The following is a 26090-nucleotide window of genomic DNA, read 5'->3' as shown; positions in this document are numbered from 1 at the left end:
GCCCCGGTTCTATGCGCCGGTTCCGACTACCGCGCCGCCCGATGACGCCACGGGCGAGCTCGGGCTGATCGCCGTGAACGACAGCCCCTGCCGGTCGAGCCGGGCATCGGCGCCCGGCGACTGGGCCGTCCGCGTGTCGACGGACCGCAGCAGCGAGATCGCGCTTCGCGACCGGCGATTTCAGCGGGATGCGTTCCTGCACCTCGACTGGGCCGGCCCCGAGGGGCTGCAGGTTAGGGAGAACGGCTCCCTGCCGTTGCGGCCCCGGGCCCGCGACGTTCCCGATCCCAGCCTGCGGGTCGAGATGTTGGGCGATACGGCCCGGCTGACGGCCCTGCGGCTGGCGTTCTTCGTCACCCACGACCACGGCGGCGGCACGTCTGCTCGGAAAACCGCGTCCCCCTGCTGCCGGGGTGCGAAAAGCCGATCACCGTGTCGCGGAGCCGCTGCGCAACGCCCGGCGACCCGGGTTTGCGTTGGATGGCGGGCTAAGCCGCACCTGGGGCGCCGCGCCGTCGCGATTCCGCGTCGGCCACACCCGGCCCACCCGCCGGTCACGCAGGCCCGATCACGGCAAAGCCTCAGAACCGCCATATTCAGTCCCCGCCGACATGGTCGGTAGAACCCGTAACAAGTATGGTGTTGGTGCATGCCTGCCGAACAGATGTCGCGGATCCAGGTCCGCGGAAGGAGCATGATTGCGGGCTATACCCTGTTCGGTATTGTCTTCGGACTGGTATTCCCCGTTGCGGGCCTGACGGCGGACTACCTTGTCCTGCGGCCGGACGTGGGATCGGTAGGCGACCGCATAAAGAGCAACCCGATCCACGGGATCGTTGCGCTGGCGCCCTTTGTCCTGGGAGTGGTGTTCCATGTCATCGGCCGCATCCAGTGCGCGCTGCGTGAAAAGAACGACGACCTGAAGCACGCGCTTTTGCTGGCGCTACACGCCGATACGGCCAAGGAGACGGTGCTGGCCGCCACCGCGGACGCGATCATCTGCGTCGATGAACGGGGTCTCATCGTTACCTTCAACACCTCGGCCGAAGAGATCTTCGGCTATCGCGCGGACGAGGTGATCGGCCAGCCGGTCCGCGTGCTTCTGCCCGCCGCCGGTGCGAAACTTTTCGAGGACTACGTCGCCGCCTATTCTCCCGAGCGGGAGGCGCAGATCCTGTCGCAGCGCCCGACCCTGGAAGGCAAGCGGAAGTCGGGGGCGTTCTTTCCCATGGAGCTGGGGCTCAAGCGGTCGTCGCATGACGGGCATGCCATCTACGTGGGCGTCGTGCGCGACATAACCGAGCGGCGACAGGTCGAGGCGATGAAGAACGACTTCATCGCCACGGTCAGCCACGAGTTGCGGACGCCGCTGACGTCGATCTACGGGCCACTGTCGATCCTGCGCAGCGGCAAGTTCGGCACGCTGTCCGACGTGGGTCATCGCACGGTCGAGATCGCGCTGCGGAACTGCGATCACCTGATGAAGCTGATCAACAACCTGCTGGATTTCGAAAAGATCGCCTCGGGCCGGCTGGCGCTGCAGCTCGGGGACAGCGACGTGATGCGGCTGGTTTGCGAGGCGGTGCAGGACAATGAAGGCTATGCCATGTCCTGCGGCGTGTCCGTCGGGCTGCGCGGTGCAGCCGACGTGGGCCATGTCCATGTCGACGAAGAGAGGTTCGGACAGGTGCTGCGCAACCTTCTGTCGAACGCGCTCAAGTTCTCGGACAGGGGGGGGGCGCGTCGAAGTCGCCGTCACGCAAGAGCGGGGCCGCGTGGTCGTGTCGGTGATCGATGCCGGTGTGGGGATTCCGCAGGACAAGTTCGACCGCATCTTCCAGCGGTTTTCACAGGTCGACGGCTCTTCGGCGCGCAACAGCAACGGCACCGGCCTGGGACTGGCCATCAGCAAGGAACTGACCGAACGGATGGGCGGGCGGATCGGCTTTACCTCGTCCTACGGCGCAGGGTCGACCTTCTGGGTGTCCTTCCCCGTGGTGCGGCAGCCGGCGCCGCGCGCGGCACAGGACGGACCGCTTCTGGCCTACAGCCAACCCCCCGCCGCGCGCCACACCGGACAGGTGATCGAGGATCGCGCGGGATAGCGTCGGGCCCCGCCGGCCATGACCTGACGTTCGGCTTTGCTGCCTATCAGGAGAGACGCGCCCGGCCATGTCATCCGCGGCCGCTCTTGCGCCCGAAGGGCGGGGGACGTGCGCGGGACAAAGGGTCGGCGCGGTGCGGCCGCGGCGAGAGAGGGCCCCCGCCACGGCCGATGCGGGATCAGAAATCCCAGTCTTCGTCTTCGGTCGCGACCGACTTGCCGATCACGTAGGACGACCCCGACCCCGAGAAGAAGTCGTGGTTTTCATCGGCGTTGGGCGACAGGGCCGACATGATCGCAGGGTTCACGTCGGTCACGCTGTCAGGGAACAGCGGCTCGAAGCCTAGGTTCATCAGCGCCTTGTTGGCGTTGTAGTGCAGGAACCGCTTCACGTCCTCGGTCAGGCCCACGCCGTCGTAAAGCGCGGCGGTATAGCGTTCCTCGATCTCGTAAAGCTCGAAGAGCAGCGAAAAGGCATAATCCTTGATCTCGGCGCGCCGCGCCTCGGTTTCGCGTTCCAGACCGCGCTGGAACTTGTAGCCGATATAGTAGCCGTGCACCGCCTCGTCGCGGATGATCAGGCGGATCAGGTCGGCGGTGTTGGTCAGCTTGGCCCGGCTCGACCAGTACATCGGCAGGTAGAAGCCCGAGTAGAACAGGAAGCTTTCCAGGAAGGTCGAGGCGATCTTTTTCTTCAGCGGGTCGCTGCCGGGGGCGTAGTCGTCAAGGATCTTGGCGGCCTTGGCCTGAAGATGCGGATCCTCTTCCGCCCAGCGGAAGGCGGCATCGATCTCTTCGGTAGCGCAGAGCGTCGAGAAGATCGAGGAATAGGATTTCGCGTGCACCGCCTCCATGAAGGCGATGTTGGCCAGCACCGATTCCTCGTGCGGGGTGGTTGCATCGGCCATCAGCGCGGGCGCGCCAACGCTGGCCTGGACGGTGTCGAGCAGGGTAAGCCCGGTGAAGACGCGGATCGTCAACTGCTGTTCGTCATCGGTCAGCGTCGCCCAGCTTTGCACGTCGTTCGACAGCGGCACCTTCTCGGGCAGCCAGAAGTTGGCCGTGAGCCGGTTCCAGACCTCGAGGTCCTTGTCATCGGTAACGCGGTTCCAGTTGATCGCGCGGGCGACGGGGCGGGGGGCAAAATCCTTCATCGCGGTCGTGCCTTTCCTTGTCGAAGGGGGGCGGTCCGGCGCAGAGGGCCGGTGCATTGGAACGGGATCAGGGGCCGCGCCTGCGCACGGCCCCCGTGATCACAGCGAGCAGGAGACGCAGCCCTGAACCTCGGTGCCCTCCAACGCCATCTGGCGCAGGCGGATGTAGTAGATCGTCTTGATCCCCTTGCGCCATGCGTAGATCTGCGCGCGGTTGATGTCACGCGTCGTCGCCGTGTCGCGGAAGAACAGCGTCAGGCTCAGCCCCTGGTCCACGTGTTCGGTCGCGGCGGCATAGGTGTCGATGATCGCCTCGGGCCCGATCTCGTAGGCGTCGCGATAGAACTCGAGGTTGTCGTTGGTCATGAACGGCGCGGGGTAGTAGACGCGGCCGATCTTGCCCTCCTTGCGGATCTCGATCTTGGACGCGATCGGATGGATCGAGGACGTGGCGTTGTTTATGTAGCTGATCGACCCGGTGGGCGGCACCGCCTGAAGGTTTCGGTTGTAAAGCCCGTGCGCCATCACCGCCTCTTTCAGCGCGGCCCAGTCCTGCCGGGTGGGCAGGGCGATGCCGGCCTTGTCGAACAGCGCACGTGCGCCGTCGGTCTGCGGCAGCCAGTCCCGGTCGACGTACTTGTCGAAGAACGTGCCCGAGGCATAGGCCGAGTCCGCGAAGCCACGGAAGCTTTGACCGCGTTCGCGCGCCAGGGCGTTCGACGCGGCGAGCGCGTGATAGAGCACGGCCGCGAAATAGACCGAGGTGAAATCCAGCGCCGCGGGGCTGCCGTAGTGGATGCGCTCGCGCGCAAGATAGCCGTGCAGGTTCATCTGCCCCAGGCCGATCGCGTGGCTTTCGTCGTTGCCGCGCCTGACCGACGGCACGCTGTCGATCGACGACATGTCGCTGACCGCCGTCAGCGCCCGCACCGCAACGCCGACCGAGGCCGCCAGATCGCCGCCATCCATCGCCCGGGCGATATTCATCGAGCCAAGGTTGCACGAAATGTCGGTGCCCAGGTGCTTGTATCCCAGGTCGTCCTCGAACTCGGACGCCTCGTTCACCTGCAGGATCTCGGAGCAGAGGTTCGACATGTTGATCCGCCCCGCCACCGGGTTGGCGCGGTTCACGGTGTCTTCGAACATGATGTAGGGGTAGCCCGACTCGAACTGGATCTCGGCCAGGATCTCGAAGAAGCGGCGCGCGCGGATCTTGGATTTGCGGATGCGGTCGTCGTCCACCATCTCGCGGTACTTCTCGGTCACCGAGATTTCCGAGAACGGCTTGCCATAGACCTTCTGCACGTCGTGCGGCGAGAACAGGTACATCTCTTCGTCGCGCTTGGCGAGTTCGAAGGTCACGTCGGGCACCACGACGCCGAGGCTCAGCGTCTTGATGCGGATCTTCTCGTCGGCATTCTCGCGCTTGGTGTCGAGGAACCTCAGGATGTCGGGGTGGTGGGCATTCAGGTAGACCGCCCCCGCGCCCTGCCGCGCGCCCAGCTGGTTGGCGTAGGAAAAGCTGTCTTCCAGCAATTTCATCACTGGGATCACGCCCGAGGACTGGTTGGCGATGCCTTTGATCGGCGCGCCATGCTCGCGGATGTTGGTCAGCAGCAGGGCCACGCCGCCGCCGCGCTTGCTGAGCTGCAGTGCCGAGTTGATCGAGCGGCCGATGCTTTCCATGTTGTCTTCGATGCGCAGCAGGAAGCACGAGATAAGCTCGCCCCGCGCCATCTTGCCGGCGTTGAGGAAGGTCGGCGTCGCGGGTTGGAACCGGCCCGAGATGATCTCGTCCATCAGTTCCATCGCCAGGCCTTCGTCGCCTTGCGCCAGCGTCAGCGCGACCATGCAGACGCGGTCCTCGTAGCGTTCGAGGTAGCGCTGCCCGTCGGTCGTCTTGAGCGTGTAGGACGTGTAGTACTTGAACGCGCCGAGGAAGGTGGGAAAGCGGAACTTCTTGGCAAAGGCCGCATCCCACAGCCGGTGCACGAAGCCGCTGTCGTAGGCGTTCAGTACGCCCGCGTCGTAGTAGCCCTTTTCGACGAGGTAGCCGAGCTTTTCGTCGAGCGAGTGAAAGAACACCGTGTTCTGGTTCACGTGGTCGAGGAAATAGGCCCGCGCCGCCTGCCTGTCGGCGTCGAAGCGGATGCGCCCGGCGTCGTCGTAGAGGTTCAGCATCGCGTTCAGGGCATGGTAGTCCATGCTCTGGCTGCGGGGCGCGGCGGTCACGCCGCGGTCGAGCGTATCTGCGTCCATAGTCTGTCCAGTCCCTGTCTTACGCGGGTGATGTCCCCCGCCGTTCCGGCCAGTTCGAACCGGTAGAGGCAGGGCACCCCGCACTTGGCCGCGATCACGTCGCCCGCCAAGCCGAAGGCCTCGCCGAAATTGCGGTTGCCGCCCGCGATCACGCCCATCAGGTGGCCGCGGGTGTCGGCGTCGTTCAGAAAGCGGATCACCGGTTTCGGCACCGCGCCGCGCCCCTCGCCATCCGCATAGGTTGGCGTGATCAGCACGAAGGGATCGGTCATGCGCGGCGGCGCCCCCGGCAGGATCCGCTCGGCCGGCAGGCCCAGCCGCGCGACGAAGCGCGCGGTGTTGCCCGAGGACGAGGAATAGTAGGCGAGGCGCATGGGACGACCTAGGCCAGCGCGCCGATGCGGTCGGGGCGGAAACCCGACCAATGGTCGTCGCCGGCGATGACGACCGGCGCCTGCCGGTAGCCCAGGTCGGTGACGCGGGCCATCGCCGCGGCGTCCTCGGTCAGGTCGACCACCTCGTAGTCGATCCCCTTGGCGTCCAGCGCGCGGGTGGTGGCGGTGCATTGCACGCAGGCGGGTTTGGAATAGACGGTGATGGTCATGGCAGCGGGTCCTTCCGTTCAGCCTGTTTCGCCGGGGGCATCGGATGGCCCGCACGACGCGTCCGGCCCCTGCCGTCACGGTCGTATCGACGCCTCCGGACCCTCCGTCCGTGTCGAATTTTCGCGCCCTGGCAGGTCTCCTGACTTCACGGCTCGGACATCCGCGCCCACACCTTCCCGACGCGGTACGTCAGTGGCATGTCGGGGCGCGAATTCACCGCTCACAGTTGCGGGGGCAGTGCCGGATCTTCACCGGCTTCCCTCTTCGCCGACGACGAGTCGCCGGAACCAAAGCATGGATATATTGGGTCAGGGGGTGGGCCAACGTCAATATGTAGATTGAAGCGGGGGGTGCTGACGTGGGGAAAAATTTTTGGGCGGTGGCCGAGCTGCCGGTTTCGGGGTCACTTCCACCGGCGGCCAAGGCGGGTGGCGCGGGTTCCGGTACTATAGTCCGGGGGTGTCGTTTATGCGACCCCGGATCGCCCGGGGTGCGGCAATTTCATCCGCCCCGGGCGACGAGGGTCAGCGACCGGGTGCAGTAGCGCGCGCGCAGTCCCGCGCTGTGGCTGATCAGCAGCAGACCGATGCCCCGGCGGCGGGCCAGGCCGGTCAGCCGGTCGAGTAGCGCGGCCTGTTCCAGCGCGTCCAGCTGGGCGGTGATCTCGTCGCAAATCAGCGCGCGCAGGCCGGGGTGGATCAACCGTGCCAGCGACACGCGCGCCAGCTCGCCGCCCGAAAGCTCGGAGGGGCGCCGGTCGTGCCAGCCGGGCTGGATGCCCAGCGCGCTCAGCGCGGCGCCGTCGGGCGGTCCGCCGTTCGACAGGATGCGCGCGACGCTCCAGCGCGGATCGACGGCCAGCTCGGCGGTCTGGGGGGCGTACTGCACCGGGGCGGGGCGCCCCGGGGCCGGAGCGGGCAGTGCGGCGCCGTCCAGCCGCACCCGGCCGGCCTGCGGCGTCATCCGCCCCGCCAATAGCTGGCCCAGCGTGCTCTTGCCGCTGCCCGAGGGGCCGCCGAGGCCCAGCACCTCGCCCGGGGCCAGCGCAAGGTCGATGCCGTCCAGCACCGTGCGGGTGTCGTAGGCGTGGCGCAGGCCCCGGGCGGTCAGCATGCGGGATCCTCGATCTGCGCCTGCCACAGCCGGCGGGCAAAGGCGGTGGCGAGCCCCGTGCCATCGCCCGCGAAGGCCGCGGCGGGGGCGGTCTCGACCGCGCGGCCGTCCTGCAGCACCAGCACCCGCGTGGCGATGCGGGCAAGGCGCGGCAGGTCGTGGCTGATCACCACCAGTCCGCGCCCTTCTTCGGCAAGAGCGCGCAGCAGCGCCATCACCCGGTCGGCCGCCTCCGGGTCCAGCCCCACGGTCGGTTCGTCCACCACGACCCACGCCGCGCCCCCGGCAAGCGCTGTCGCCAGCAGGGCCCGCCGCGCCATTCCGCCCGACAGGCTGTGTGGATAGGCGCGGGCGACGCGCGCCGTCAGGCCCACCCGGGCGAGGAGTGCCGCGGGGTCGGTGCGCCGCCCGCCCAGCCGCCGAATCTGCCGTCCGAGCGTCGCAAGCGGGTCGAGCGCGTCCAGCCGTTGCGGCGCCAGCGCGATGTCGCGCGGGGAAGGCGGGGTGCCGTTCAGCGTGATGCCGCCGTCGAGAAGCGCCGCTGGCGGCAGGATGCCGGCGAGGGCGGCGGCAATCAGGCTCTTGCCCGCGCCCGAGCTTCCGGCGATGCCCAAGACCTCGCCCGGGGCGACGTCGAAGCTGATGCCCTCCAGCGCCCGGGTCGGTGCGTGGTCGGGGTGGGTGCCGGGATGGGCAAAGGACAGCCCGACGTCGCGCGCGCGCAGGGTCATCCTGTCCCGCCCGGCGCGGCGGCTGCCTGCCGCAACGCCTCGCCGAAGCGTTCGAAGGCCAGCGCCACGATCACCAGTCCCAGCCCGGGGGCGAGCGCCACCCACCAGTGCCCGGCGATGATCTCGCGCAGGGACTGCGCCAGCATCACGCCGACCGAGGGCAGGTGCGGCTCGATCCCCAGCCCGATGAAGCTGAGCCCGGCCTCGTGCAGGATCGCATGCGGAAAGATCAGCACGAAGCCCGCGACGACCTGCGGTAGCAGGTGTGGCGCAAGGTGATGGCGTGCGACCCACAGCCGCGACCGCCCCAGCGCCCGCGACACGGCGACGTAGTCCGACGCGGCGACGCCCTGGGCCTCGTGCCGCAGAAGCCGGGCTAGACGGGGCCAGTGGGTCAGCGCGACGGCGACGATCACCCCCGTCGTGCCGCCGCCGGTGGCGAAGGCGACCATGATCAGCAGCACGAAATGCGGCAGGCCCAGCACCAGTTCGGTCAGCACGCCCACCACGTGGTCGGCGCCGCGCCCCATGCTCGCGGCAAGCCCGAGCGCCAGCGCGATCGCGGTCGAGGCGATGGCGGCCGTCAGGCCCACGGTGACGCTGACCGACAGGGCGGCCAGCGTGCGCGCCGCCACGTCGCGGCCCAGGCTGTCGGTGCCCGCCGGGTGCCACGGGCCCGGCGGCACCCCCACGGCGTGGATGTCGAGGTCGAGCCAGGCGGGCGGCAGCAACGCCGCGCCGGCCATGATCAGCAGGACCAGCCCCCCCGCCACCGCGCCGCGCCACGCCGGGTGGCGGCTGGTCCGCGCGCGGCCGGGCCCGCGCGACAGAAGCTCGATCGCGGTCATGGCCGGGGGTGCCTCAGCCGGGGGTCGGCGATCCGGGCAGCGATGTCGGCGGCCAGGTTGCCGCAGAAGACCAGCAGCAGCGTCGACAGGCCGATCCCCATCAGAAGCGGCGCGTCCGCCCCGGTGGCCGCCCGCGCCGTCGCCTGCCCCAGGCCGGGCCAGGCAAAGACCGTCTCGGCCAGCACCGAGCCGCCGAACAGCTCGCCCGCGCCGGCAAGGTGCAGGTTCAGCGCAGGACCCACCGCGTGGCGCAGCCCGGCGCCGAAGGCGATGCGCCGCTCGGTCAGGCCATGCGCCCGCAGGTGCTGCGCGGCGGGGCCGTCGAGAAACACCACCAGCCGCTGTCGCGTGTGCAGGATCAGCGGCGCGGTGCCGACGACAGACAGGGTGGCCACGGGCAGGACCAGATGGCGCAGGCGGTCTCCGATCCCGACCTCGGCCAGGGTCAGCCCGGGCGGGGCGGCGCAGCAGGAGGGCAGCCAGCCCAGGGCAATGGCGAAGACGGCGATCAGCAGGATGGCGATCCAGAACCCGGGGCTGGCCGACAGCACCACGGCAAGGCTGCGCAGGATCCGGTCACCGACGCCGCCGCGCGCGGTCGCCGCGGCGATGCCCAGCCCGGTTCCCACCACGAAGGAGGTCACGAAGGCGGTTCCGATCAGCGCCAGCGACGCCGGAACGCGCCGTGCGATCACCTCGGACACCGGCGCGTCATAGGTGATCGAGCGGCCCAGATCGCCCTGCGCCACACCGCCCAGCCAGGCGCCGAACCGTTCCGTCGCGGGCCGGTCCAGGCCCCAGGCCGCGGCGATGGCGGCACGCTGGTCGCTGCCCACCAGCGCCGTGCGGTCGCCCACATAGGCCTGCACCGGGTCGATGGGCGCTAGCGAGATCAGCGTGAAGAGCCCCACCGCCGCCAGCGGCAGCAGCCAGGCCAGCCGCACCAGCCGCCCGAGCACAAGCGGGCGCGCCCAGCTCATTCCTCGCAGGTCCAGCGCCAGTCGGGCAGGTCGTGGGTGATCGGGAACCCGTGCCCGTGCGGGTGGATCTGCCGCGCCCCGGTATCGAGACAGTCCGACGCCCAGTAGGCATGTTCGAGGTTCACGAGCCAGGCCCAGGCGGCGTCGCCCTTCGCGCCGAAGCCGGTGGTGCCGTCCCACTCGGCCGCCTGCCAGTCGGGCAGCGAGGCCTCGAAGTCGGGCGCACGCTCGGCGGCCTCCAGATGGGCGTCGACGGTGGGGTTGCTGTAGAAGCCCGGGTTGAAATAGCCCGCGCCCGCGCCGCTTCCGTGATAGAGGTTCATCACCTCCGAAGGGTCGTGCGCGCCCCAGCCCATGACCACCACCTGCGCATGCATGAGGGCGCGGATCTCGTCCCAGCTGCGGCCGTTGGGGGTGACATGCAGGCCGATGTCGCGCAGCTGTTGCGCGACCCCCAGCGCCAGCGCCTGACGGGTACTGTCACCCGCCGGGTAGACGACGTCGAAAGCCGCGCTGAGCCCGTCCTTTTCGCGCAAGCCGTCGCCATCGGCATCGCGCCAGCCCGCGGCCTCGAGCGTGGCGCGCGCGCCTTCGGGATCGGCGCCGGGAATGCCGCCCTGCGGGTTGTCCCAGGGCAGGCCATCTGCCGGCCCGGTGGCGGGCCGGCCATGGCCCGCCAACGCCAGCGTCACCAGCGCATCGCGGTCGACCGCCTGGTTGATCGCGACGCGGATCGCCCGGTCGGCGGTCACGTCGTTGCCGATGGGAGCGCCGGTGTCGGTGGTCTGCCCGGTGTCGGGCCGCATCGGGAACATCAGGCCGCGGTTGTCCACGGTTTCGACGTTGAGCGGCGTCATCCCCTGCGGCGCGCTGTCGGCCTGCGAGGCGGGGACCGCCACGAGATCGGCCTGCCCGGTGCGTGCCAGGGCCAGCCCGGCCTCTTCTGATCCGAAGACGAAGCTGACCCTGTCGAACCCGATCTCGCCGCCATGCCAGTAGGGGTTGGGCTCGACCACCAGCTGTGCGCCCTCCCGCCACTCGACCAGCTGGAAGGGGCCGGAGCCCACAGGCGCGCGGGCGTAGCCCGGCCCGTAGCCTTCCGCGGGCACGATTCCCAGGGTCGCCAGCCGGCTGGTGAAGGAGATCCGCGGCGCTGAAAGGTCCAGCTGCACCTCGTGGGGGCCGCTGACCCTCGCCTCTTCGAACCCGGCCATGTCAACGAGCCCGCCCGCGTCGCGGGCGGTGTTGTAGGTAAAGGCGACGTCCTCGGGCGTGACCGGCGTGCCGTCCGAGAACCGCGCATCGTCGCGCAGGGTCACAGTCCAGCGGGTGCGGTCGGGCGACAGCGTCCAGTCGGTGGCGAGATCGCCCACCAGCGACAGGTCCGGCGCACGGCGCAGCAGCGTGGACTGAAACAGGGGCGTGCCGTAGCTGCCCCAACCGGTGATCGGGTCGAACCCGCCCTCGGGCTCTCCCCCCACCGCCAGGACCAGCGGCCGGGCGGTGACCGCGGCGACCGGGGCGAACAGCATGGCCGACAACGCGGCGGCGAAAAGAAGCCTCATGGAATCATCCGGGTATGAAATCGCTTGGTGAAATTCATACGCCGACGGGAAGGGACGTAAAGGGCTTGCGTCCGGTCCCCGGGCCGGAAACCATTGCGGGCGGCGTCGCGGGGAGAGGATATGCCACGGATCACGGTCTCGATCGAAGATGAGCTTCTGGCGTCGCTCGATGCCTACATGGCGCGGTCTGGCGCGACCAACCGGTCCGAGGCGATGCGCGATCTGATCCGCCGGTCGCTGACCCGCGATGCCCCCGAAGAGGCCGAGTGCATCGGCGTCGTCAGCTACACCCTGGACCTGTCGACCCGGGACCTGGGGCGCCGCGTGCCGCAAAGCCGCCACGCCCGTCATGACCAGACCGTCGCGGCGCTGTCGGTGCCGGTGGACCACGATACGGCAGTCGAGGTCACGGTGATGCGCGGCGCGGTCGGCGCGGTCGAGGACTTCGCCAATGGCCTCTTCTCCGAGCGGGGTGTGCGCCACGGGCGGCTGGCGCTGATCCCCGTCGAAGGACGCGAGGCCGTGCATTCCCACGGTCACGGTGCCCCCCACGCCCACCGCCACTACAAGATCCGCGACGGTTTCTGACCCGGCGCCCGTCACGACGCCCGCGACTAGGCACCGGGTCACCTGATCCCGGGGCGGGTCCGTGCCCACTGCCGGTGACGGCAAAAAAAAACGCCATTGCCGGATGACCGTATTCGGGAATAAATCCCGTATATGGAATCACCTGACCCTGCCACCGCGCTTGCCGCCCACCTTCGTTCATTGCGCACGGACCGGGGGCTGACGCTTCAGGCCCTTGCCGAGGCCAGCGGGGTCAGCCGCGCGACCCTGTCGCGGATCGAGAATGCCGAGGCCAGCCCCACGGCCGAGACGCTGGGCCGCCTGGCCGCCGCGCTGTCTCTGCCGATCTCGCAGCTTCTGGCGCCGCTCGAACAGGATTTCCCGGCGCATGTGCCCCGCGCCGCGCAAAGCCTCTGGCAGGATCGCGACGCGGGGTTCGAACGGCGCACGCTGTCGCCGCCCAGCGGCCGGCTGAGACTCGAGGTGATCGAATGCACCCTCGCGCCGCATCGACGCATTGCCTACGACCAGCCCGCCGTACCGGGGCAGGAGCATCACCTGGTCCTCTTGTCCGGGTCGCTGCGCCTGTCGGTTGACGGCGCGACGCATGACCTTTGCCCGGGCGATTGCCTGCGCTACCGGCTGCGCGGTGCGTCCTGTTTCGAAACGCAGGCCGATGCGGCCCGCTACCTGATCGCCCTTGCCTGAGGAGATGCGCGCATGACCCCGACCATCCTGCAGATCGACGTGCCCGGACTGGACGACCGGGCCGATGCGCTGGCCGACATCCTGTCCGCCTGCGTGGCACAGGGGGCGGCCATCGGCTTCATGCTCCCGCTCTCGGACGCGGCGGCGCGCGGGTTCTGGACCGATGCCGTGCGCCCCGAGATCGCGGCGGGACGCCGCGTTCTCTTCGGGGTCACGCGCGGCGGGGACTTTCTGGGCGCGGTACAGCTTCTGACCGCGATGCCGGCGAACCAGCCCCACCGGGCCGAGATCGCCAAGATGGTCGTGCATCCGCGGGCACGGCGGCAGGGCCTGGGCCGGTTGCTGATGGGGGCGGCGCTGGACCACGCCCGCGCCATCGGCAAGACGCTCGTCACGCTGGACACGCGGACGGGGGATGCGGCCGAAGCGCTATATGCCGCGGTCGGGTTCCAGCGCGCCGGGGTGATCCCTGACTATGCGTGGGACCCCGACGGCGCCGCGCGCCACGGCACCACCTTCATGTTCGCCCGGCTCTAGGCGCAGGAACCCGGACTCGCATGGCATGGCTGGCGGCCTGCGGCTGGCGGCCTGCGGCTGGCGGCGCTGGGCGGCGGGCGCGGCGCCTGGCTGGGCGCGATCGGCGCCCGCACCGTGCAGGCGTCAGTGATGACCTGGTTCCACGTCTCGTCCGACGACACGAACGGCACGCTCAAGGCCTATGTCGGGGAGGGCGACTTTACCGATGACCCCTATGCCATGGATGGCGCATCGCCGCCTGCCGCCTGCTGCGGCAGCTGATGGGCTTCGTCATCCAAGCCGGGTTCGCGCATCACGGCGCCATGGTGCGCGGCCAACACGCCGCCATCCTGAACGAGGCGATGACGCGCTGCCTCGGCTGGCCCTTCTACGACCACGTCATGCCGCCCGAACCGCAAGTTTTCCATCCCCGGAGGGCCTGATGACGGACCGCTCCCACACCCTCGCCACGATCCGCGACACCGCCACATGGATGCGCCGCCGCCCGTTTTCCATTCTGCACGCCGCGCAGCTGGGCCATCCCGGCGGCGGTTTTTCCGCCACCGCCATCGTCGCCACGCTGGTCTTCGGCGTTCTGCCCCACGGTCCAGCGCAGCCCGAAAAGGCCGACCGCGACCGCTTCGTGATGTCGAAGGGCGATGCGACGGCGCTCTAAACCGCGCTGTTTCGCGCGGGCTATTACCCCCGAGGACTGGCTCGATAGCTGCATGCAGCCCGACCGGAGGCTGAACGGCCGCCCCAACAGGCAGTACCTGTCGGGGGGCGAGGCCAATACGGGCCCGATTGGCCACGGCCTGCCCACCGACACGGCCATCGCCGGACAGGTCGACGGCGCCGATTTCCGCACCTTCGTGCTGACCGGTGACGGCGAGATGCAGGGATCGAACCGGGAGGCAGCGATGACCGCAGGCCAACGTGGCCTGCGCAACCTCACCGTCATCATCGACCGCACCCGACTGTAGCAGGGGGGCGAAGAGACCTCGGCGCTGGATCCGCTGCCTGAGAAATGGGTGGCCTTCGGATGGGACGTGGCGCAGACCGACGACCGCACCCTCGCCGTTTTTCACCGCGTCGAAGCTTGGCTGGGCGATGCGCAACATGCCCGAGGCCGCGCGCCTGCGCGAGGCGGAAGGTCTGCGGGCCAACACGGTCGATGCCTGGCTCCTGCGGTAGCTTTCGGCGTGCGCCGCCTTCGCGACGGATCATTCCAACGCTGCACGCACGCTGCTGGTCGACACCAAGGCGCTGGCCTGGTCGCCCGACTTCGTGCAGCGTTTCGACGCGCCGCTTGACGTGCTGCCTGACCCGCGGCCCAGCGACAGCCGTTTCGGTGAAACGGCGGCGGGCGCCACGGCAGTGCCCGCGCGCATTTCCGTCCTGTCGATGCTGGGTTACAGCCATGCCGCGCCTTGCGCCCATGGCGTCCGCGGACTTGGCGAGGAAAACGCGACCTATGGAACGGGGTCGTCGCTGCTGACGCAGGCCCCCCGGCGCACCGCATCGCGAAATGGCCTCTCCGGCACCATCGCGTGGAGCGGGGGGCAGACGGCTTATGCACGTAAGGGCAACACCACCGTATCGGCGCAGGCAGCGGCGTTCGCGGCGGGGAAGCTGGGCCTGACCTCGGTCGTCGAGGTGTCGGCAATGGCGCAAACCGTGCCCGCGCCAGCGATCCCTGGGGCAGGAAGGGAGGCCTGGGCCGACACCGGGGGCAAGGTGCGCGCAGAGGGGCTGTGCGCAGATTTTCATTGATCTCCTTCCCCGCATCGCACAGCATCCACACGTTCTCAGGGCGGGGTGAAATTCCCCACCGGCGGTAAGCGGCCCCGGTCGCAAGCCCGCGAGCGCCTTTCGCCTGGCGAAAGGGTCAGCAGATCAGGTGCGATTCCTGAGCCGACGGTCACAGTCCGGATGGAAGAGAATATGTCGTCGATGCCGCGGGGCCGCGCGCCCCCGGTGCGGCTGCATGTGATCGCCTTGGCTGACATGTCGTGCAAAGGAGATCGCAATGACACAGCCCCGTTATGCCTTTGTAAAGGCCAACTGGCACGCCGGGATCGTGGATCAGGCGCTGGCCGGATTCCTCGAACTCATCCCCGCAGAACAGGTCGACGTCGTCGACGTGCCCGGCGCTTTCGAGATGCCCCTTGTCGCGCGCGATCTCGCCGCGACGGGCCGTTACGCGGCCGTGGCCGCGGCGGCCCTGGTGGTCGACGGCGGCATCTACCGCCACGATTTCGTCGCGCAGGCCGTGGTGACCGGCCTGATGCAGGCGGGGCTCGAGACCGGCGTGCCGGTCCTGTCGGTATCGCTGACGCCGCACCACTTCCAGGAAACCGAGCATCACGTGCGGATCTATTCCGAGCATTTCGTCCAGAAGGGACGCGAGGCTGCGCAGGCCGCGCTGGGCATCGACCGCGCGCGCGCCGGCCTGCAGCAGCTCTCCGATGGCGATGCGGGCGGGGCCGAGGCCCCGTTGTCGCGGGCAAGCTGAGGGCGGCCGCGTGTGCGGGCGGGCAGGGCGCTCGCCCGACGGGGCGGCCCGGCGGTGATGCGGTGCAGGGGCGGTCCTGCCGCCCCTGGGCAGCGCCCGGGGTGCGGGCCCCTGAACGACGCCGCGCGCTGACCGGCCCGCGGCGCCTGTTCGGGCTGTTTGCGCGCCGCGGTCGCAGCACTCTTGTCGAGGGCAGGTTCGCCATGCTGCCCCCGGGGACGTTCACGAGCCGTTGAGGCCGGACGCAAACCGGCGACGTCATACTAAGTGAGGGGTATTGGACGAAAAATCGAGGAGAGCCCCCATGCCTGGCAACACATTCGACGGCCAAACACTGCTGCTCACCGGCGCCACGGGAAACATCGGAACGGCGACGGCCAAGCTTTATGCCGAGCGCGGCGCAAACATCTTTGCGGTGGATATTCCGGGCACTGACTGGTCCGTGTTCGAAGCCGAGGTCGGACACGGCGACCGTGTCGCGCATTTCGACGCCGACGTGTCGCAGGAGGAGCAGGTCGAGGCCTATGTCGCCGCCGCGAAGGAGCGGTTCGGTCGTATCGACATCTTCTTCAACAACGCCGGGATCGAGGGCGAGAATGCCCGGCTCGAAGACCTGACAGTCGATGGGCTCATGAAGGTTCTCAAGGTCAACGTCGTCGGGGTGATGCTCGGGCTCAAGCATGTGCTGCGCGTGATGTACGCGCAGGGAAGCGGCGCCATCGTAAACGCCGCCTCCTCCGCGGCGCTTGGCGGCTCGCCCGGCCTGGCGCCCTACATCACCTCCAAGCATGCCGTGCTGGGCCTGACCCGCACCGCCGCGCTTGAAGCCGGAAGCACCGGCATCCGGGTGAACTGCGTCGCGCCGGGCCCGATCGAAGGGCGCATGATGTCCTCGATCAACGAAGGGCAGGGCGGCGCCGACAAGATGAAGGAAGCCACCGAAGCGAGCATTCCCGCCGGCCGCTACGGCTACCCCGAAGAGGTGGCCGGACTGGTGGCGTTCCTGGGGTCGCAGGACGCAAGCTATTGCAACGGCACCTACTACTCGGTCGATGGCGGTCTGCAGGCGGCCTAGGCCGGTTGTCTGCCAATCGATGACAGGGGGCCCTTTTCGGCATCTGGCTGGAAAGGGCCCTCGGCCCCCCGTGGTCCTCAGTTTAATGGCCGGTGGATGACCGGCGCGGGTAGCGGGATGGCCGATAGGGCGGCCTGCGGATCCTGCTGATGTCGCGTGGCGACCCGGCGCCATTCAAAGAGCCAGCCGGCGGCCCGCCAAGTGCGGCATTGGGCCGGCGATGATCTCCTGCCGTATCCCGTCGTGGTCGAGCGGGTTTTGCGTGCAGCACAGGTCGACCCGGGCACTGATGTTTGCGACTGGGCCGTGGCCCCCCTCGGCCTCATGTCGAAGCTCAAGGACCGGTCATTCTGCCTCCAAGCCTGCGGCCCCTGTCCTCGGGTTCTCTCCGGCGGGAAGCCCGGCGTCCAGATTGGGGGCGCTGCCTGGTTCATTACGAGTACAAAAGATTTCAACGGCTGCACCATGACGCCAAGCCCCTTGGGTGACGCGCCGCTGTGTCAGGTCTGAGGACGGCTGGTCGCGCTATGTCCCGGCTGGCGGGGTCGATCAGGTCCTCTCAGAGCGTGGCGATGACCGGGGGGCATTGCCTGGAAAGACCCGGATCGACATGTTCCCCGGCTCAGCTGGTCGGAGGTTCGGAAAACCGCCGGCCCGCCTCAACACCACCCGCAGGAATGGGCCCGAGGGGCAGACCTGTGCCCAAGATCGCGATCCACCGGTTTGCCATGGTAGATTATAACTGTTGCTGAGATCCCGGTTACGGTGAGCATGGCACCCGGACCATTGGCCGTCGTTTCGGCGCGAGGGGCTGGATGGGGTCGGGTACAGACCGGGGATCGACACACGGGCATGACCCGGTCATCGGATGAGGGCTGCCGACAAGGGGGGTGACCATGCACGCCGGCACCAGGTCTGACAGCCCGGGATCGCGGTCGCCCTTTCTCCACGGGGGTGGCACGGATGGCTTTTAGGCAACCTGCGCTGCGCTTTGATCTCGCGGGTTTCGCCCGGGAGGGGGCCCTGGGCAACCATGCCGACCTGATGCGCCTGGTGACACGCGCCGATGAGCTGGGCTTCGGCGGTATCTGGTTCAACGAATTCCACTTCCACCGCGGGACGCTGCCCTATCCCCACGCCCTGCTGCTGGGCGCGGAGATCCTTGCGCGAACCGAGCGGTTGCGCTTCGGCACCTCGATCCTTGTCCTGCCGCGGCACCATCCGCTGATGTTGGCGGAGCAGATCGCGCAGCTCGACTTTCAGAGCGGCGGGCGGATCGATGTCGGTGTCGGTGTCGGTGTCGGTGTCGGTGTCGGTGTCGGGCGTGGGGCCGAGCCGGGCACCTTCGACGCGCTCGGGATCGACCGGGATGCGGCCCGACAGCGTTTCGACGAGGCGATGGAGGTGATGCTGCGCGCTTGGACCCAGGATCGGGTTGCCGCGGACGGGCCGACTTGGCGGTTCGCCGAGACCGAGGTCGGCCCGCCCACGGTTCAGCGCCCCCATCCTCCGGTCTACGTCGCGGGCGTCTCGGCCGCGACGGTGGCGGTGGCGGCGCGCCACCGGTTCTCGCTGCTGCTGAGCCTTGAGCCGAACGAAACACGGCAGGTCCCGGTGTTCCTCGCCGAGCTTTCAAAGGCCGGGGCGGGGCCGGGCCCGATGGCGGCCTCGTCCCTGTCGCGCTATGTCCTGCCCGCCCGGACGAGGCATGGCAGGCGCTCGACATCCCCACCGAGCGGCTGAACCGTCGCCGCGCCGCGCCGCGCCGCGCCGCGCGGGCCAGGGAGAACGGCGCGGCGCCGCCGCATCCCCGCGACCGTGCCGAGATGCTGGCCGATTACGCCATCGCAGGTACGCCCGACGCTTGTCGCCAACAGATCGAGGCTTTGATCGCGCGCACCGGCTGCTGCAACCTGCGCTGCCTTTTCAGCGCCAATGGCCTGATCCCGATTGCAGAGGCCGAGGCGGCGATGGCGCTTTTTGCCGCCGAGGTCATGCCCGCCTTCAGGGACTATGCTGTGCTGGCGGTTCCCGAGTTTCACCTCGAAGGAAGCTGATCGATGAAACAGATACTCGTTCTCGGGGCCGCGCTGGTTGCCTTGGCCCCTGCCGTCCTTGCGCAGGATCACTATCCCTATGCCGACGAGAATTGCGGCGTCACCACGGTCTAAGAGGCCGCCCCCGATCGCGCCGTGACGCTGTCGAACAACGCGACCGAACTGATGCTTGCGCTGGCCCTCGGCGATCGCCTGGCGGGCACGTCCTACATGGCGAACCTCGAGATCAGCCCGGAGTACGAAGAGGCCTACGAGGCCCTTTCCATCTTCTCCCCACTCGTCGCGACGACCGAGCAATTGATCGAGGCCAAGGCCGATCTTGTCTACGCAGGCTATCCGGACGGGTTCTCGGAAAGCCGCCATACGCGCGATCAGCTGCACGATCTGGGCATGAAGACAAGGCTGAACACCGAAGGCTGCAATCTCGGCAAATACGGTTTCGACGAGCCTTACGACGAAATCCGCCCGGTCGTGGGCATCTTAGGCGTGCCGGAGCGCGGCGAGACCCTGGTGGGCAGGATCGAGGGCAGGGTCGCCGGGATAGAGGACAGGATTTCCGGCGCCGACCCTCCTCCGGTCTTCATCTTCAACGGCGGCGAGGATATGCCCCGCGCCGTGCTGGGCAACACGATGCCGAGCCATGTCGTCGAGCGCGCCGGGGGAGTGAATATCCTGGGTGATGTCGACAACCGTTATGGCGGCACCTCGTGGGAACAGCTGGTGGAGCAGGCGCCCGACTACATCGTCGTGTTCTATTCCGGGACGGCCGGCGGCCAGGTGGTCGAGGACCCCGACACTGCCCTTGGGCAGGCGCGGATCGACGTTCTCAAGGCGAACCCGATCATCTCGGACGTTCCGGCGATCGAGAAGGACAACTACGTGCTGATCCCCTCGGTCATCGGCCAGCCCGGCCCGGGCTCTGCGGATGCGCTGGAAAAGCTCGCACGCGCCTTTCACCCCGAGGCCTTTGCCGAGTAGGCCGCGAGCATGCGCGACGACAGACACGAAGGCGCGGCCGACCGGGCGGCGCTGCTTGCGATCCTCCGGACGTCGCCCCCGGGGCGGGCGACGTCCGGCGCGGTCCACGCGAAGGACAGCCGCGGCCCGACAGGGCGCGGGCGGTTCCTGGCCGTCATGGCCGGGATGGTCGCACTGCTCTTCGCCTGCGCATTGGGCGGACTGATGGTCGGATCGGTCTCGATCCCGGCCGGGACGGCGTTGTCGATCGTCTTGAATTGGCTGTCGGGCGGCTGGCTGATGTCGGCCGACTGGCGCGAGGCGCACGAGATCATCATCGTTTAGACCCGCATTCCGCGCGTCATCCTCGCCGCGGTCCTCGGGGGGGTCTGGGGGTGTCGGGTATAGTCATCCGGGCCATCGTGCGACATCCGCTGGCCGGGCCGTCGATTTTGGGCGTGTCGTCGGGCGCGGAGACCGGGGCGGTTGTGGTCATGCGCTTCGGTCTCGTGGTGCTCGGGGCGTTCACGCTGCATCTTTCCGCGTTCGTCGGCGGTCTCGTGGCGCTCACGATCGTGTTCTGGATCGCCCGCGCCGGTGGGCAGATGACGCCCCCCCGGCTGGTGCTTGCGGGCGTCGCGCTGGGGGCGGTGCTCAGCGCGTTGACCAGCCTGCTGGTGCTGACCTCGCCGGACCTGCAACTGGCAACGCGCGTCCTTTTCTGGACGCTGGGCGGCTTCGGCGCGGCGCAGTGGAAGCTGCTGCCGACCCCGGTTGTCGCGTCGGCGACCGGGCTTGCTGTCATGCTTGCGCAGGCGCGGCGGCTGAACCTCTTGATGGCAGGAGACGAAAGCGCGGTGGCGCTTGGCCTGGATGTCGAGCGCTTCCGGTGCGCGATGTTCGTTCTGACCGCGGCCCTGACCGGGATTACCGTCGCGGTGTCCGGCGTGATCGGCTTTGTCGGTCTGATCATGCCGCATATCGTTCGCCTGTTGGTCGGGCTGATCACCGTCGCGCCCTGTTGGCCGTGGCGCTTTCGGGCGCTGCCTTTACGATCGCGGCCGATCTCGTCGCCCGTTCGATCATCGCACCGCTGGAATTGCCCATCGGCATCGTGACCGCGCGGGTCGGCGGTCCCTTTTCATCTGGCGCCTGGGGCGCGACGCCCATGCGCTGGGGGTCGCGAAATGATCGGACGGGGCCGGCTTGAGATCGAGGGTGTCAGCATCAATGCCGGCTCCACGCCACTGGTGCAGGAGATCGACCTGCGGGTCGTGCCGGGCGAGATGCTTGGCCTGCTGGGCCCGAACGGGGCGGGCAAGTCCTCGCTCCTGCGCGCGATCTACCGCGTGAGCCGCCCCGCAGCCGGCCGGGTGCTCGTGAATGGCGAGGATATCTGGCAGCGTTCCGCCACCTGGTGCGCTCGGCCCACAAGGCGCTGTTGCAGCCCGATATGCCGCACGACGCCAGCCTGATCGACGCCGCGGTTTCCCTGCAGCGGCTGACCCACCCGCAGGACCGCGCGTTTCGCACCCTTTCGGGGGGGGGCGAGCGTCAGCGGGTCCTTCTGGCCCGCGCATTGGTGCAGCAGCCGCAGGTGCTCGTGCTCGACGAGCCGACCAACCAACTTGATATCCGCTACCAGCTGTCGCTGCTGCGCTTTGTCCGGGAAATCGGCGTGACGGTTGTCGGCGCCCTGCACGACCTGAACCTCGCGGCGATGTTCTGCGACCGGCTCTGCCTGATGGACGGGGGCCGAATCGTGGCGCAGGGAGATGCGGATGAGGTGCTGACCGAACGCCGCATCGCCGACGTCTTCGGCATCGATGCGCTGATCCAGCGCCACCCGCGGACCGGAACGGTCTGAGTTCTGCCGACGTAGACCGGGAGACCGCTTCGACCCCCGTGTCCCTGCGCGCGCGAAGCTGATCCGCCGGTGCGGGGGCCCCACACGTGAAACAGAACGCCGGGCCGATTGCGTCTTCCGCCGGATGCACGATTCCGCGGATCATCGCCTGCCTGGCATCCAGAGCTGCGGCGCTGCTGCGGATCAGTCGGAGACGGACGTTTGCGGGCATCCAGCTTGCTTCCGCGGTGCGCTGCGGCCTCGTCCCGCCAGAACGACAGCGACAGGATGCGGTCCGGGTCGGCCAGGGACTGGACCCGCTCGATCTAGAGGAACCCCTCGACCCCATTCAGCAGGGGGCGCAGGTCGGCGGGCGAGCTGGCGCAAGAAGCAGGCGTGACGGCCCAGACCGCCTTGGGTCACCTGGCGAAGATGGAGGAGGCAAGCTTCTGGTGCGGCGCAGGCAGGGGCGCCACCGCTACGTGGCCTCGGCCTTAGACGAGAGGTCGGCCGGATGCTGGAGGCGATGATGGACGTCGTGGTGGCGTCGGGGCGGGTGCGCACGCGCTCCGGACCGAAGGAGCCCGCGTTGCGCGATGTGCGGGTCTGTTACGACCACCTCGCGGGCGGCTTGGCCGTAGGGCTGTTGCGGGCCCTGATCGACCGGCGGGCAATTAGGGAGGAGGGCGAGGCGCCTATCCTGACCGACGATGGCGCAGGACGTTTCGAGCGGTTCGACATCGACCTGCTAAAGCTACGCCGCGCGCGCCGCCCGGTCTGCCGTGCCTGCCTCGACCGGTCCGGGCGGCGGACTTGGTGCAACGCTCCTTGGCGAGGTCTAAGACCGGGGATGGCCCCGGCGCGATCCCGAGACCCGCGCCGTTCGCTTCTCCAGCAGCGGCATGGAGCAGTTCCGCAAGGTGTTTCGGCTGGATCGAGACGTCAGTCGCAAAGGATTGCGCTGACGGTCCCTTAATAACGACCGACGCTCGACGGGCTGAGGGCACAATGGCGCAAAGTGCATTTGCAGCCTGCTCTCACCGAGCGAAGCCAAAGACTGAGTATGTGCGAAGGCCGCGGCGATGGGCGCCTGTGACCGCGGCACGGGGCCAGCCCGCCGGGCCTGGTGTGTTCCCGAGCACGATCACTGAAAATGCCGACAACGAGCGTAGACCCACGGGGTAGAACCTTGGGGCGTTGCCTCGGGGCAGGGGCGCCGACGGCCGGATCGCCGGGCGTGAAGTCCGTATTCAAACTCCGGCCACGTGAACCGCGCTGCGCATGACCGTCAAAGCCCTTCGCAACCGATAGACCCTGGGGCGGGGCAGACCGGACTTCGGCCGATCTGCGTACTGAACCCGTAATCAGGCACCCCGATACTCCTATCGGTTCGAAGCCCTCGGGGGGGTAATGGCGGTAATCGGTTCCGCTGATCGGACTTCGAGATTTTCTTCAAGCAAAAGGATGGAGCATATGCATACGTCGCAAGATAGGGCATCGAAGCGCGGGGTGTTTCGCTTCATGCGGCCCGCCAAGGCAATCAACAACGGACTCTGTCAAGTCAGTCAGTGTTGCCTTGGGGCTGCCCTGCGGCTCGCCAATTCAAAGTGCTTGTAGGTTCTCATTGATGCTGCGAAGGCTGGGCACCATTTCGTCTGCCGCTTTGTATCTTCTGACCTTTTGCGGGAACTCCAGGTAAGAATTGCTTTCGTTCATTTCTGTTTTTTGCCAGTTCGTCCAGGAATCTCTATACTGGGATCGAATTGGAGATATGCCACGAACCTTGTCGACACCATGTTCTGGATGATTGGTAAGGCTGGTTTCCAGGTCAAGACAGATCATGGTGATCTGTTTCATCGACGCGAAATCGTCACCCAGTAGCTGAGTTGCCCGCGAGATCATCTCGCTGTCAGCGCCGAAACGAACCGTATCCCAGTATCCTAGTTTCTCGTTAAGAGTTTTTCGTTCAAACATGCAGGAAATCGACGCCTTCCGGCATACGCCATCCAAGGAAAAGTCCGTTATTCTGCCGATATGCCCGAAGAATCCGTCCGGACGTATCCGTACCATGTAGCCGAGACTCGCTTTGAGCGAGCCCGAATGCGACTGTATCTCCCGCATGTGGTTTTCAAGTCGCTGAGGGACGGCCCAATCATCGGCATCGTGACCTGTTACATAGTCACCCGTGGCTTGATCCAGGCCGATGTTTTTAGATACGTACGGCCCGACATTATTCTTGTTTCGGAAGATTTTGACCCGGCTGTCCGCGTCGGCGATCTTCTTCAGGCGCTCCCAGGTGCCATCCTCGCTGCAATCATCAACTATGATCAATTCAAGGTTTCGCCAAGTCTGGCGCAGAATGGATCGAGCGGCATACGTAACCGTCTCCTCCGCGTTCCAAGCCGGCATAATAACGGATATTTTGACAGAGCTGGACACGGCGGGAAGGGGGTCGGACGTCATCCTGGAAAGAAGAGAGCCTTCCTGATCCTTCAACCTGAGAGGCGCGAGCCCGAATTTTTCGAGGTAAGAGTTCATATGGCCGAGCCATGTTGGCTCGTCCTCATTCTCCAGGGCTTTATTGCCCTTCAACACCGCTGTCGTGTATGCGAGATTTTCTGGAAGGTATTGCTCTGCCATTGATATTGCCTTGTCGACTCCGTAATATCGAGCGACACGGCTGCAAGCCCAGAGAACAGAGCGATGGTCCGGCTCAATGTTCCCCTCAACACCTTTCCGGTAAATGTGCGTTGCCAATGGGTTGGAACGCTTCTTCCTGACTATCGGGTGTGTGTCTAGGTAAAACCTTGTTGAAAATTTTGTATTCGGATCACGCATCATCATGGCGCCGAATTTCACATAATGTTCAATCGGGTCCATGCCGAGCAGCGGTACATCTCGGTAAGTTTCTAAATACCATTTCTCATCAAACAGCTTCGACTTTCGGATCCGTTTGATTTCAGCGTCATTTTCAGATTTTGATTTCGTGACCATCGGTTCTTCCAGAACTTGTTTATTGGTTTAAAATGTGAGTCGAGCTCTCGGGTTGGACCTATGCACGGTTCATTTAGGACTTTTGCCAGCACCCGCCGCGCATGACAAGGGTTCGACGCCGTCGCTGTTCCGCGGCGTTGTCGTGCACATCGGAAGGAGGGGGCACTTAGGTGATTGATGGGGCGATCCATGCGTCGGCTTGGACGAAAGCCCTACGGGACAAGGTCTTCATGCCCTAGCGCTATCGGGTGGGCCGGTTTCAGACTTGGTTCATGACGGGTCTCGGTGCCACTGACGTTGACTGGGTCGGCGGTGATCCGCCGTCGGGAGGGCTCCAGTGGACTGCCTCTGGCGCGGGTGGCCGGTAGCCCGCGGACGCGAGAGGCCGGATGGTATCGTAATGGGCCCGCCATGCTTGGATCACCACACGCACGTTGGTCAGGGCGTAGAACACCTCGCCGTTCAGAAGGTCGTCGCGGCGCTTCGGGTTGGCGCTCTCGCAGTAGCCTGCCTCGGGAAAACGGTCCGCTGGACCGTTTCCCGATCCTCGAAGGTCCCACGGACTGCCAGCCTCGATGAAAGCCGTCTTCGCGCCAAGGGCACCGATCCAGTCCCGCACCGCCTTGGCGATGAACTCAGGGCTGTCGACCATCGGGTTCGCACCGATGGCGCCTAAACGGGCAATACCGACCGGACGTGGCCGGGCACTCCTCGCGGAGGAGCAGGCCGGTCGGGACATCGATCAACGCGGTCGAGTTTAACTCCCGGCGGGTACGTATCGCACGCGCCCTTGTCCTCGGACCGTCGTCATGATCGCTAGGGCCCATGGCGCAACCATGGCGACCGGACATGGCCGTCCCTTGGGCCAGCCGCAACAGTTGACCTGGTTCGGCATGGCGCTTGGACAGGTGGCGCGCCGATTCCTCACCCCCGATCGACCGGACCGACGCGGATACGGATTTGCCTTGCAATACCAACTCGTCGACCTGCCGGAGCTTCGCGACGATTTCCTCAGGCTTGTGTGCTCTGCTGGAGCGTCGATCCGCCCCATTTCACGTCCTTCATCTGGCTCGAAAGCCTGCTTTAGGGTGGATCACTTTTGTGCGGGCAGGCCAGGTGATGCGCGGACGTCCGCTGAGGAAGAACAACCAAAAACCTTCGACGAATACTTGGGTTGAACGTCGCTCGTGGCAGCCTCGGACAAGGCGTTTTTCCGCATGTGTCGAATATGAGAGTTCTAAAACGCATTCCGCTTCTGGCGTCCGACAAGACGGACTGTCGTGCGCTTTGTGGAATGCTGTCCGAGGAGCACGAGCGGATGGCGTGGGGCGCACTGGTGTGAGTGGACCCGTTGGGGGCTTTGTCAATTCGCTCACCGCAACTATCAGCGACGATCCATGCCATTGCATCGCGCATGGGCCTCTGGGTTGTCCGGGGTGCTCACGATTGGTTTGTAGCTTCAATAAAAACGTCAATCGAGGACATCAATTGTGCAG

The 26090-nt window shown here is 67.2% G+C and carries 28 protein-coding genes, 3 pseudogenes and 2 riboswitches; of the genes and pseudogenes, 20 read left to right on the top strand and 11 right to left on the bottom strand.

Translation table 11 applies throughout. The features are described 5' to 3' along the window. Nucleotides 1–649: 649 nt before the first annotated feature. Nucleotides 650–1516 (top strand): annotated as a pseudogene (locus tag EKE94_RS19235) (PAS domain S-box protein); the annotation flags it as partial. A 76-nt stretch (nt 1517–1592) separates the two neighbouring features. Further along, nucleotides 1593–2105 carry a sensor histidine kinase gene (locus EKE94_RS19230; protein WP_407940920.1) on the top strand — a complete coding sequence of 171 codons (513 nt, stop codon included), beginning with the start codon at nt 1593–1595 and terminating at the stop codon, nt 2103–2105. Nucleotides 2106–2283: 178 nt separating this feature from the next. On the opposite strand, the gene nrdF is transcribed toward EKE94_RS19230, so the two are convergent. The 9 genes from nrdF to EKE94_RS14365 form a co-directional block, all read right to left on the bottom strand. After that, entirely contained in the window at nt 2284–3258 is a 975-nt protein-coding gene (gene nrdF, locus EKE94_RS14405; RefSeq protein ID WP_127907334.1) for a class 1b ribonucleoside-diphosphate reductase subunit beta, read from the bottom strand. A 99-nt stretch (nt 3259–3357) separates the two neighbouring features. Beyond that, nucleotides 3358–5517: a class 1b ribonucleoside-diphosphate reductase subunit alpha gene (gene nrdE / locus EKE94_RS14400; RefSeq protein WP_127907333.1), complete on the bottom strand. Its 2160-nt coding sequence runs from the start codon at nt 5515–5517 to the stop codon at nt 3358–3360. Further along, entirely contained in the window at nt 5487–5891 is a 405-nt protein-coding gene (gene nrdI / locus EKE94_RS14395) for a class Ib ribonucleoside-diphosphate reductase assembly flavoprotein NrdI (protein WP_127907332.1), read from the bottom strand. The genes nrdE and nrdI overlap by 31 nt, the downstream gene beginning before the upstream one ends. An 8-nt stretch (nt 5892–5899) precedes the next feature. Then, nucleotides 5900–6121 (bottom strand): glutaredoxin-like protein NrdH, encoded by a 222-nt coding sequence (gene nrdH, locus EKE94_RS14390; protein WP_127907331.1) that lies wholly within the window; start codon nt 6119–6121, stop codon nt 5900–5902. Between the two features lie 113 nt (nt 6122–6234). Then, nucleotides 6235–6429: riboswitch (cobalamin riboswitch) on the bottom strand. A gap of 194 nt (nt 6430–6623) precedes the next feature. Further along, a complete protein-coding gene (locus EKE94_RS14385) occupies nt 6624–7235 on the bottom strand; it encodes an ATP-binding cassette domain-containing protein (protein WP_127907330.1) in 612 nt (203 codons plus the stop codon). Then, a complete protein-coding gene (locus EKE94_RS14380; RefSeq protein WP_127907329.1) occupies nt 7229–7966 on the bottom strand; it encodes an ATP-binding cassette domain-containing protein in 738 nt (245 codons plus the stop codon). Before EKE94_RS14380 ends, EKE94_RS14385 begins: the two co-directional genes overlap by 7 nt. Continuing rightward, complete coding sequence (locus tag EKE94_RS14375; protein ID WP_127907328.1) at nt 7963–8814, bottom strand: ABC transporter permease; 852 nt, start codon at nt 8812–8814, stop codon at nt 7963–7965. The genes EKE94_RS14380 and EKE94_RS14375 overlap by 4 nt, the downstream gene beginning before the upstream one ends. Beyond that, a complete protein-coding gene (locus EKE94_RS14370; protein ID WP_127907327.1) occupies nt 8811–9794 on the bottom strand; it encodes an ABC transporter permease in 984 nt (327 codons plus the stop codon). Before EKE94_RS14370 ends, EKE94_RS14375 begins: the two co-directional genes overlap by 4 nt. Then, a complete protein-coding gene (locus EKE94_RS14365; protein ID WP_127907326.1) occupies nt 9791–11359 on the bottom strand; it encodes an ABC transporter substrate-binding protein in 1569 nt (522 codons plus the stop codon). The genes EKE94_RS14370 and EKE94_RS14365 overlap by 4 nt, the downstream gene beginning before the upstream one ends. Nucleotides 11360–11479: 120 nt before the next feature. On the opposite strand from EKE94_RS14365, the gene nikR reads away from it, so the two are divergent. The 17 genes and pseudogenes from nikR to EKE94_RS18780 all read left to right on the top strand — a co-directional run bounded on the left by nikR (nt 11480) and on the right by EKE94_RS18780 (nt 21621). After that, nucleotides 11480–11947: a nickel-responsive transcriptional regulator NikR gene (nikR, locus tag EKE94_RS14360; protein WP_127907325.1), complete on the top strand. Its 468-nt coding sequence runs from the start codon at nt 11480–11482 to the stop codon at nt 11945–11947. A gap of 132 nt (nt 11948–12079) precedes the next feature. Next, on the top strand, nt 12080–12634 hold the full coding sequence (locus EKE94_RS14355; RefSeq protein WP_127907324.1) for a helix-turn-helix domain-containing protein: 555 nt from the start codon (nt 12080–12082) through the stop codon (nt 12632–12634). 12 nt (nt 12635–12646) lie between these two features. Beyond that, complete coding sequence (locus tag EKE94_RS14350; RefSeq protein ID WP_127907323.1) at nt 12647–13171, top strand: GNAT family N-acetyltransferase; 525 nt, start codon at nt 12647–12649, stop codon at nt 13169–13171. 129 nt (nt 13172–13300) lie between these two features. After that, nucleotides 13301–13432: a hypothetical protein gene (locus EKE94_RS19100; RefSeq protein ID WP_268878290.1), complete on the top strand. Its 132-nt coding sequence runs from the start codon at nt 13301–13303 to the stop codon at nt 13430–13432. Beyond that, the gene (locus EKE94_RS18705; protein WP_164870963.1) at nt 13432–13593 is read left to right on the top strand and encodes a hypothetical protein; all 162 of its coding nucleotides are present in this window, start codon (nt 13432–13434) and stop codon (nt 13591–13593) included. The genes EKE94_RS19100 and EKE94_RS18705 overlap by 1 nt, the downstream gene beginning before the upstream one ends. Next, nucleotides 13593–13826 (top strand): thiamine pyrophosphate-dependent enzyme, encoded by a 234-nt coding sequence (locus EKE94_RS19095; RefSeq protein ID WP_206615091.1) that lies wholly within the window; start codon nt 13593–13595, stop codon nt 13824–13826. Before EKE94_RS18705 ends, EKE94_RS19095 begins: the two co-directional genes overlap by 1 nt. Beyond that, a complete protein-coding gene (locus tag EKE94_RS18800; protein ID WP_206615090.1) occupies nt 13810–14133 on the top strand; it encodes a thiamine pyrophosphate-dependent enzyme in 324 nt (107 codons plus the stop codon). The genes EKE94_RS19095 and EKE94_RS18800 overlap by 17 nt, the downstream gene beginning before the upstream one ends. 304 nt (nt 14134–14437) lie before the next feature. Continuing rightward, on the top strand, nt 14438–14923 hold the full coding sequence (locus tag EKE94_RS14340; RefSeq protein ID WP_235856044.1) for an acetate and sugar kinases/Hsc70/actin family protein: 486 nt from the start codon (nt 14438–14440) through the stop codon (nt 14921–14923). Between the two features lie 27 nt (nt 14924–14950). Further along, nucleotides 14951–15098: riboswitch (FMN riboswitch) on the top strand. An 81-nt stretch (nt 15099–15179) separates the two neighbouring features. After that, nucleotides 15180–15665 carry a 6,7-dimethyl-8-ribityllumazine synthase gene (locus EKE94_RS14335; protein WP_127907321.1) on the top strand — a complete coding sequence of 162 codons (486 nt, stop codon included), beginning with the start codon at nt 15180–15182 and terminating at the stop codon, nt 15663–15665. A gap of 304 nt (nt 15666–15969) precedes the next feature. Then, on the top strand, nt 15970–16740 hold the full coding sequence (locus EKE94_RS14330) for an SDR family NAD(P)-dependent oxidoreductase (protein ID WP_127907320.1): 771 nt from the start codon (nt 15970–15972) through the stop codon (nt 16738–16740). Between the two features lie 963 nt (nt 16741–17703). Next, nucleotides 17704–18483, top strand: coding sequence for an LLM class flavin-dependent oxidoreductase (locus tag EKE94_RS14325; RefSeq protein WP_127907319.1), 780 nt, complete (start codon nt 17704–17706; stop codon nt 18481–18483). A gap of 83 nt (nt 18484–18566) precedes the next feature. After that, a complete protein-coding gene (locus EKE94_RS14320) occupies nt 18567–18797 on the top strand; it encodes a hypothetical protein (protein WP_127907318.1) in 231 nt (76 codons plus the stop codon). Nucleotides 18798–18932: 135 nt separating this feature from the next. After that, entirely contained in the window at nt 18933–19775 is an 843-nt protein-coding gene (locus EKE94_RS14315; RefSeq protein ID WP_206615089.1) for an ABC transporter substrate-binding protein, read from the top strand. A 9-nt stretch (nt 19776–19784) separates the two neighbouring features. Further along, entirely contained in the window at nt 19785–20099 is a 315-nt protein-coding gene (locus EKE94_RS18795; protein ID WP_206615088.1) for a hypothetical protein, read from the top strand. 50 nt (nt 20100–20149) lie between these two features. Beyond that, nucleotides 20150–20964, top strand: a pseudogene (locus tag EKE94_RS18965) (FecCD family ABC transporter permease). Beyond that, entirely contained in the window at nt 20942–21229 is a 288-nt protein-coding gene (locus EKE94_RS19090) for an ATP-binding cassette domain-containing protein (RefSeq protein ID WP_206615086.1), read from the top strand. The pseudogene EKE94_RS18965 and the gene EKE94_RS19090 overlap by 23 nt, the downstream one beginning before the upstream one ends. After that, nucleotides 21208–21621, top strand: coding sequence for an ABC transporter ATP-binding protein (locus EKE94_RS18780; RefSeq protein WP_206615085.1), 414 nt, complete (start codon nt 21208–21210; stop codon nt 21619–21621). Before EKE94_RS19090 ends, EKE94_RS18780 begins: the two co-directional genes overlap by 22 nt. A gap of 1581 nt (nt 21622–23202) precedes the next feature. On the opposite strand, the gene EKE94_RS14295 is transcribed toward EKE94_RS18780, so the two are convergent. Together EKE94_RS14295 and EKE94_RS14290 are read right to left on the bottom strand one after the other, a co-directional pair. Next, the gene (locus tag EKE94_RS14295) at nt 23203–24594 is read right to left on the bottom strand and encodes a glycosyltransferase family 2 protein (RefSeq protein WP_127907317.1); all 1392 of its coding nucleotides are present in this window, start codon (nt 24592–24594) and stop codon (nt 23203–23205) included. A gap of 259 nt (nt 24595–24853) precedes the next feature. After that, nucleotides 24854–25376, bottom strand: a pseudogene (locus EKE94_RS14290) (integrase core domain-containing protein); the annotation flags it as partial. Between the two features lie 54 nt (nt 25377–25430). Between EKE94_RS14290 and EKE94_RS14285 the strand changes: the two are divergent. Then, nucleotides 25431–25772 carry a hypothetical protein gene (locus EKE94_RS14285; RefSeq protein WP_127907315.1) on the top strand — a complete coding sequence of 114 codons (342 nt, stop codon included), beginning with the start codon at nt 25431–25433 and terminating at the stop codon, nt 25770–25772. The last annotated feature ends 318 nt before the right edge of the window (nt 25773–26090 follow it).

The organism is Mesobaculum littorinae (assembly GCF_004011175.1).
GTDB classification, from domain to species: Bacteria; Pseudomonadota; Alphaproteobacteria; order Rhodobacterales; family Rhodobacteraceae; genus Tranquillimonas; species Tranquillimonas littorinae.
This window is presented reverse-complemented; position numbering and strand designations above follow the sequence as displayed.

What these genes read in the sequence shown, in the direction of transcription:
- EKE94_RS19230 (WP_407940920.1), top strand. Translation starts at nt 1,593, where the DNA reads ATGAAGGCTATGCCATGTCCTGCGGCGTGTCCGTCGGGCTGCGCGGTG.
- nrdF (WP_127907334.1), bottom strand. Translation starts at nt 3,258, where the DNA reads ATGAAGGATTTTGCCCCCCGCCCCGTCGCCCGCGCGATCAACTGGAAC.
- nrdE (WP_127907333.1), bottom strand. Translation starts at nt 5,517, where the DNA reads ATGGACGCAGATACGCTCGACCGCGGCGTGACCGCCGCGCCCCGCAGC.
- nrdI (WP_127907332.1), bottom strand. Translation starts at nt 5,891, where the DNA reads ATGCGCCTCGCCTACTATTCCTCGTCCTCGGGCAACACCGCGCGCTTC.
- nrdH (WP_127907331.1), bottom strand. Translation starts at nt 6,121, where the DNA reads ATGACCATCACCGTCTATTCCAAACCCGCCTGCGTGCAATGCACCGCC.
- EKE94_RS14385 (WP_127907330.1), bottom strand. Translation starts at nt 7,235, where the DNA reads ATGCTGACCGCCCGGGGCCTGCGCCACGCCTACGACACCCGCACGGTG.
- EKE94_RS14380 (WP_127907329.1), bottom strand. Translation starts at nt 7,966, where the DNA reads ATGACCCTGCGCGCGCGCGACGTCGGGCTGTCCTTTGCCCATCCCGGC.
- EKE94_RS14375 (WP_127907328.1), bottom strand. Translation starts at nt 8,814, where the DNA reads ATGACCGCGATCGAGCTTCTGTCGCGCGGGCCCGGCCGCGCGCGGACC.
- EKE94_RS14370 (WP_127907327.1), bottom strand. Translation starts at nt 9,794, where the DNA reads ATGAGCTGGGCGCGCCCGCTTGTGCTCGGGCGGCTGGTGCGGCTGGCC.
- EKE94_RS14365 (WP_127907326.1), bottom strand. Translation starts at nt 11,359, where the DNA reads ATGAGGCTTCTTTTCGCCGCCGCGTTGTCGGCCATGCTGTTCGCCCCG.
- nikR (WP_127907325.1), top strand. Translation starts at nt 11,480, where the DNA reads ATGCCACGGATCACGGTCTCGATCGAAGATGAGCTTCTGGCGTCGCTC.
- EKE94_RS14355 (WP_127907324.1), top strand. Translation starts at nt 12,080, where the DNA reads ATGGAATCACCTGACCCTGCCACCGCGCTTGCCGCCCACCTTCGTTCA.
- EKE94_RS14350 (WP_127907323.1), top strand. Translation starts at nt 12,647, where the DNA reads ATGACCCCGACCATCCTGCAGATCGACGTGCCCGGACTGGACGACCGG.
- EKE94_RS19100 (WP_268878290.1), top strand. Translation starts at nt 13,301, where the DNA reads ATGACCTGGTTCCACGTCTCGTCCGACGACACGAACGGCACGCTCAAG.
- EKE94_RS18705 (WP_164870963.1), top strand. Translation starts at nt 13,432, where the DNA reads ATGGGCTTCGTCATCCAAGCCGGGTTCGCGCATCACGGCGCCATGGTG.
- EKE94_RS19095 (WP_206615091.1), top strand. Translation starts at nt 13,593, where the DNA reads ATGACGGACCGCTCCCACACCCTCGCCACGATCCGCGACACCGCCACA.
- EKE94_RS18800 (WP_206615090.1), top strand. Translation starts at nt 13,810, where the DNA reads ATGCGACGGCGCTCTAAACCGCGCTGTTTCGCGCGGGCTATTACCCCC.
- EKE94_RS14335 (WP_127907321.1), top strand. Translation starts at nt 15,180, where the DNA reads ATGACACAGCCCCGTTATGCCTTTGTAAAGGCCAACTGGCACGCCGGG.
- EKE94_RS14330 (WP_127907320.1), top strand. Translation starts at nt 15,970, where the DNA reads ATGCCTGGCAACACATTCGACGGCCAAACACTGCTGCTCACCGGCGCC.
- EKE94_RS14325 (WP_127907319.1), top strand. Translation starts at nt 17,704, where the DNA reads ATGGCTTTTAGGCAACCTGCGCTGCGCTTTGATCTCGCGGGTTTCGCC.
- EKE94_RS14320 (WP_127907318.1), top strand. Translation starts at nt 18,567, where the DNA reads ATGCTGGCCGATTACGCCATCGCAGGTACGCCCGACGCTTGTCGCCAA.
- EKE94_RS18795 (WP_206615088.1), top strand. Translation starts at nt 19,785, where the DNA reads ATGCGCGACGACAGACACGAAGGCGCGGCCGACCGGGCGGCGCTGCTT.
- EKE94_RS19090 (WP_206615086.1), top strand. Translation starts at nt 20,942, where the DNA reads ATGATCGGACGGGGCCGGCTTGAGATCGAGGGTGTCAGCATCAATGCC.
- EKE94_RS18780 (WP_206615085.1), top strand. Translation starts at nt 21,208, where the DNA reads ATGCCGCACGACGCCAGCCTGATCGACGCCGCGGTTTCCCTGCAGCGG.
- EKE94_RS14295 (WP_127907317.1), bottom strand. Translation starts at nt 24,594, where the DNA reads ATGGTCACGAAATCAAAATCTGAAAATGACGCTGAAATCAAACGGATC.
- EKE94_RS14285 (WP_127907315.1), top strand. Translation starts at nt 25,431, where the DNA reads ATGGCGACCGGACATGGCCGTCCCTTGGGCCAGCCGCAACAGTTGACC.